Origin of the sequence: Streptomyces sp. SP18CS02, from assembly GCF_036322365.1 — a bacterium.
GTDB lineage: Bacteria > Actinomycetota > Actinomycetes > Streptomycetales > Streptomycetaceae > Streptomyces.
This window is the reverse complement of the sequence record NZ_JAQYXC010000085.1, coordinates 1-261: the sequence shown is the minus strand read 5'-3', so window position 1 is coordinate 261 and position 261 is coordinate 1. Positions and strand designations below refer to the sequence as shown.

General features: G+C 62.8%; 1 protein-coding gene. It reads left to right on the top strand.

Annotated features, from left to right (window positions below):
* The coding region (locus PUR26_RS00530) for a rodlin (RefSeq protein ID WP_329868126.1) at positions 1-261 on the top strand (261 nt) is incomplete at both ends.

Genomic DNA, 261 nt, shown 5'->3' with positions numbered 1-261 from the left:
GGCAACTTCGCCACCCAGGCGTACGGCAACACCGTCACCGGTGGATACATGAGCCCGCAGATCGGCCTTGTCCAGGGCTCGCTCAACAAGCCCTGCATCGGTCTGCCGGCCCAGGTCGACGTGCAGAACGTCGTGGGTCTGATCAACATCGGTGTGCAGGACCTCCTCAACGACACGCAGAACCAGCAGTGCGTGGAGAACTCCACGGCGGTCAAGGGTGACAGCGCCCTGTCGCACATCCTGGAGAACGTCATCTCCGAG